This is a genomic window from Streptomyces incanus (genome assembly GCF_042656345.1).
Lineage (GTDB): Bacteria > Actinomycetota > Actinomycetes > Streptomycetales > Streptomycetaceae > Streptomyces > Streptomyces incanus.
The window spans coordinates 1-2,855 of sequence record NZ_JBHSPC010000005.1 but is presented as its reverse complement, the minus strand read 5'-3'; the positions used below and the strand labels follow the sequence as shown (position 1 = coordinate 2,855).

Genomic DNA, 2,855 nt, shown 5'->3' with positions numbered 1-2,855 from the left:
GTGTACGTGCTGGACGCGGCGTTGCGTCCGGTCGCCCCGGGTGTGGCGGGAGAGCTCTACCTCGCCGGCGAGCAACTGGCCCGCGGCTACCTGGGCCGTCCCGCGCTGACCGCGGAACGGTTCACCGCCTGCCCCTACGGCGGCCCGGGCAGCCGCATGTACCGCACCGGCGACCTCGTGCGCTGGGACTCCGACGGGGCCCTGGAATACCTGGGCCGCGCCGACGACCAGGTCAAGCTGCGCGGCTTCCGGATCGAGCTCGGCGAGATCGAGACCGCGCTCACGGACTGCGCGGGTGTCGGCCGGGCCGTCGTCCTGGTCCGTGAGGACCGCCCCGGCGACAAGCGGCTCATCGCCTACACCGTCCCCGACGCCACCCCCGCACCGGACGCCGGTGCACTGCGTGCCGTGCTCTCCGCCGCGCTGCCCGCCCACATGGTGCCGTCGGCCTTCGTCACCCTCGACGCCCTGCCGCTCACCGCCAACGGCAAGCTGGACCGCAAGGCCCTGCCCGCACCCGAGCACGCCGGCGGCGGCATGGGCCGCGCCCCGCGCACCCCGCAGGAAGAGATCCTCTGCGCCCTGTTCGCCGACACTCTCGGCGTGCCGGAGGTCGGCCCCGACGACAGCTTCTTCGAACTCGGCGGGCATTCGCTGCTCGCCACCCGTCTCACCGGCCGCATCCGGGTGGCGCTGGGCGCCGAACTCCAGGTACGTGCCCTCTTCGAGGCTCCGACCCCGGCCGGTCTCGCCGCCCGGCTGGACGGCGAGACCGCAGTGGCCCGGCGGGCGCTCCGCCTCATGCCCCGGCCCGAGGAGGTGCCGCTCTCGTACGCGCAGCAGCGGCTGTGGTTCCTCGGTCGCTTCGAGGGCCCGGGGGCGACCTACAACATCCCGCTGGCCCTGCGGCTCACCGGCTCGGTGGACTCCGCCGCGCTGGCCGCGGCCCTGCAAGACGTGGTCGGCCGCCACGAGCCGCTGCGCACCGTCTTCCCCGACATCGACGGCGTGCCGCACCAGCGTGTTCTCGACGCGTGCGACGCACGGCCCGAGTGGGCCGTCGTCGACGTGGACGCGGACGGGCCCGGCCTGGACGCGCTCCTCGCCGAACAGGTGACGCGCGGCTTCGACCTCTCGACCGACCTGCCGCTGCGGGCGACGCTGTTCCGGCTCGGCGAGCAGGAGCACGTGCTGCTGCTCGTGCTGCACCACATCGCCGCCGACGGTTCCTCGCTGACCCCGCTGGCGCGTGACCTGTCGGGCGCCTACACGGCACGGTGCCGCGGCGAGGCGCCGGCCTGGAACGAGCTGCCGGTGCAGTACGCGGACTACGCGCTGTGGCAGCGGGAGGTCCTCGGCAGCGAGGACGACCCGGACAGTGTGCTCTCCGGCCAGCTGGAGTTCTGGCGCCGGGCACTGGCCGGTGTGCCCGAGGAGCTGTCCCTGCCGGTGGACCGGCCGCGCCCGGCACACGCCTCCTACCGCGGCGACGTGGTCCCTTTCGCCCTGGACGCGGACGTGCACGCGGGACTGGCCGCGCTGGCGCGGGAGTCCGGCGCCAGCCTGTTCATGGTGCTGCAGGCCGCCGTCGCGGTCTGGCTGGGCAAGCTCGGCGCCGGCACGGACGTGCCACTGGGCACCCCCGTCGCCGGACGCACCGACAGCGCCCTGGACGACCTGGTCGGCTTCTTCGTCAACACCCTGGTACTGCGCACCGACACCTCCGGCGACCCGACCTTCCGGGAGCTGCTGGACCGGGTCCGGGAGACCGACCTGGAGGCCTACGCGCACCAGGACGTCCCCTTCGAGCGCCTCGTCGACCTGGTCAGCCCCGAGCGCTCCCTGGCCCGCCATCCCCTCTTCCAGGTCATGCTCACCCTGGACAACGACGCGCACGGCCGCCTGTTCCTGGGCGACGTCGACGCGGAGATCCTGCCGCTGGGCACCGGAGCGGCCAAGTTCGACCTCGCGCTGAGCTTCGGTGAGCGATCGGCCGGGGACGGTTCCCCGGCCGGGCTGGACGGGTTCGTCGACTTCGCCGTGGACCTGTTCGACCGGGCCACCGTGGAGACGTTCCTCGGCCGGCTGGAGCGGGTGCTCCGAACCGTCGTGGCCGACCCCGACGCCCCGGTCGCCACCCTGGACGTCCTGTCCGCCGACGAACGACACGACATCCTGACCACCTGGAACGACACCACCACCCCGGTCCTCACCGGCACCCTGCCCGAACTGTTCCAGGCCCAGGCCGCCCGCACCCCCGCCCACACCGCCCTGGCCGACACGGGCGGCGAGACCCTCACCTACGACGAGCTCAACCAGCGCGCCAACCGCCTCGCCCGCCACCTGATCGGCCACGGCGCCGGACCCGAGCGCATCGTCGCCCTGGTGCTGCCCCGCTCCGTGGAACTCCTCGTCGCGGAACTGGCCGTCCTCAAGACCGGCGCCGCGTTCCTGCCCATCGACCCGGCCCACCCGGCCGAGCGCATCGCCTACACCCTCGACGACGCCCGCCCCGTCCTCGTCCTCACCGATCAGCGCGCCCCGGTGGCCGCGACGGCCGGTGACCGTCCCGTCCTGCGGATCCACGACCTCCCGCTCGATGGCCACGCCGCCACCGACCTCACGGACGCGGACCGCCTGTCACCACTGACCATGGCCCACCCGGCCTACGTCATCTACACCTCCGGCTCCACCGGCCGCCCCAAGGGCGTCGTGGTCTCCCACACCGGCATCGGCAACCTCGCCTCCGCACAGATCGACCGCTTCGCCCTCACCCCCCACAGCCGCCTGCTGCAGTTCGCCTCACCCAGCTTCGACGCCTCCGTATCCGAGGTCTTCTCCACCTGGCTCTCCGG

General features: G+C 73.6%; 1 protein-coding gene. It reads left to right on the top strand.

Annotated elements, in window-relative coordinates:
• Positions 1 to 2,855: condensation domain-containing protein (locus tag ACFP2V_RS00990; RefSeq protein WP_381204356.1), on the top strand; the 2,855-nt coding region annotated here is incomplete at both ends.